The organism is Calothrix rhizosoleniae SC01 (genome assembly GCF_900185595.1).
GTDB lineage: Bacteria > Cyanobacteriota > Cyanobacteriia > Cyanobacteriales > Nostocaceae > Calothrix_A > Calothrix_A rhizosoleniae.
In genome coordinates this window covers 1-2,312 of sequence record NZ_FYBH01000415.1, presented here as the reverse complement: position 1 = coordinate 2,312, position 2,312 = coordinate 1, and the positions used below count along the sequence as shown (strand labels likewise).

Here is a 2,312-nt window from a genome sequence, read left to right as displayed (position 1 = left end):
TGTTTGCTGTGCTCTTGCCATGGAATATTCGTCCTAAGCAGAAACTATATAAAATTTGTAACAAGTAAAATTAAAGTAACAAAGAAGATATTTATAATTGGTTTACCAATTGTTGCGACTGTACCTCACCAGACAGAGAAAGGCTATATCACAAAACCCAGTCAATTAAAAGCTATCGTTTTCAAAATAGAGGTGGTTGCTGTCTTTAAATTTTAGTTTTCAAAAATTCCATGAGATTGTTTAAAAATGATTCACTTAAATCATTTTGAGAATCTTCCAATTCAGAAACCGATAAATTTTCTGGGATATGAGAAGATTTCATTGCTGCAAATGGTATTTCCTCACATAAGTTAACTGTAATCAGACGAAAAGCAATTCGTTGAATATTGTCCATAGATATATTTAACTGTTGGGAAATTGTTTTCACAGAGGTCTTACCATCTACAAATTCCCACATCTTCCATTCTTCTTGATTCAGATGCATATGTGGTTTACCTTTAATAGTAGAAATTAAACCAGAATTTGTATCTGGCAGCTTTTCTAATAAAGCATCCCATTTCTTTAGTGCTCGTAAACCCGCCAAAGTAACCTCTGTAGCTGGCGCACTCAAACCAGTCATTTCTGACAATGGTATGGATGCTTTGCTATCAAACTTAAAATAACCATCCTGAAACTCAAAAAGACAACATACCTTTTGTATTACTTGTATATAGAACAACATCTTTAACTGTTCTAACCGTATTATGCCCGCTGTTTTGAGTATGGTGCCCAATGGTTTATTCAATGCACAGATAGCAGTAATTTTAAAGAGATGTTCATCTATCCAATTTCGTCGTCTGAGCATTGTCAATAATCCTTGGCAATCGAGGCGACTAGCTGCAGCAACTATTCGTCCCTCTTTCAGCCAAATGTAATAGTTTTGTACTGTCTGAAGTAATCCTTCAGGACTAGTACGCAAAGTCAACAAACCCGTTTTATTTCCCTGTTCTAATAATTGAAATACCTCTGGTAATGAAAATTCTGCTAATCTTCCAGCAATAGCCATAAATTTTATTTACACCCTAATTAATTTCTGCGAACCATGAACTAAAGTTTTATACCAACTTTCATGGAGTGTTGTAGCAAACCCAAAAGCGCCTGAGCAGCAGAACCTCTATCTCTAGGATCGACAATCAAGGCTGGTGGACTATTGTTGGAGTAGTATCCCAAAGCAATCATCACATTTTCCTTACTCCATGCTTCTGGAGAATCTGTATGTGTAACTCCAATAATCATAGGAATATCAGCTCTTTGTTTCATAAAACTGATGATACCTCGCGTGTAACGAAATTCATGGGGACGATGGGCTGCTACGAGAAGAATGTAAGCATGAGCCTTACGAATTATAAGATCCCACATGAAGTCAAACCTAGACTGTCCTGGTGTCCCATACAGGTGTAATACCTGATTAGGTCCAAACTGTAGACGACCAAAGTCAAATGCAACTGTGGTATTTTGCTTGAGTTTTGCTGTTTCATCCGTTGCTTTGCGATCCGTATCTACAACTTCGATTTCACTCACAGAACGGATGAAAGTAGATTTTCCTGAACTTACAGGTCCTGCGATCGCTAAACGCATTATTTCCATTAAGTGATTTATTTGCATTGCCCAATGGTGTAAATACTTAGCAGTATCAACTTTCCCCTCTGCTGACATTTGTTCTGCAACTTGTTCAAGAACTTGTACCAACTCAGGAGTAACCAATTGTTCATTGTGTTCTAATAATATCCACTCTTGTCCGTGAGGACAACTTAGGAGTTCTTGAACTAATCTTAAATAAGCTTGGAGTTGTTTTTGTTTCATTCTCATCATAAATCTTATCCACAGTTAGAGAACACAATACTTTTGAGCCTTCACTAAGTTGAAAAAAATATGCTGGGACACATATGCTCTAAACATTTGTTATACAGAGATTTCAGACACTGAAGAAAAATATGCAACTTCCTACATTAAAATAAAGGAATATTTACCTAGTAAACTATTTTTAACCACTCGCTCTCAATGGGATACCGATAACTTAAAGTATTCCGGCATTCTTCTACAGTCTTCTACAGTCCAGTTGTAGATTAAAAAAATGAGGAACTTGTGAGTGTTCTACAAGTAGGGAAGCAGGGAGCAGGGGAGCTTCCACAAATAAATTTGGGTGCTTGTATACTTTTCTTTTTCTTTTTTCAGTCAAAAGTATTAAATACCCTCGCAACTAATAAAACAAACACATGCTTCTTGTTGCGCTAAAAGTCTTGCTATATAAGCCTTACGCTAAGTGTTTCTTC

At 36.5% G+C, this 2,312-nt stretch carries 3 protein-coding genes; 1 reads left to right on the top strand and 2 read right to left on the bottom strand.

Translation table 11 applies throughout. The features are described 5' to 3' along the window. A partial coding sequence (locus tag CALSC_RS27715) for a hypothetical protein (RefSeq protein ID WP_235006940.1) occupies positions 1-216 on the top strand: 216 nt, incomplete at its 5' end. Here CALSC_RS27715 and CALSC_RS24705 read toward each other — a convergent pair. Together CALSC_RS24705 and CALSC_RS24700 are read right to left on the bottom strand one after the other, a co-directional pair. After that, positions 206-1,045 carry a DUF4388 domain-containing protein gene (locus CALSC_RS24705; RefSeq protein ID WP_088243858.1) on the bottom strand — a complete coding sequence of 280 codons (840 nt, stop codon included), beginning with the start codon at positions 1,043-1,045 and terminating at the stop codon, positions 206-208. The genes CALSC_RS27715 and CALSC_RS24705 overlap by 11 nt on opposite strands. 41 nt (positions 1,046-1,086) lie before the next feature. Further along, positions 1,087-1,626, bottom strand: coding sequence for a GTP-binding protein (locus CALSC_RS24700; RefSeq protein WP_088243860.1), 540 nt, complete (start codon positions 1,624-1,626; stop codon positions 1,087-1,089). Positions 1,627-2,312 lie beyond the last annotated feature (686 nt).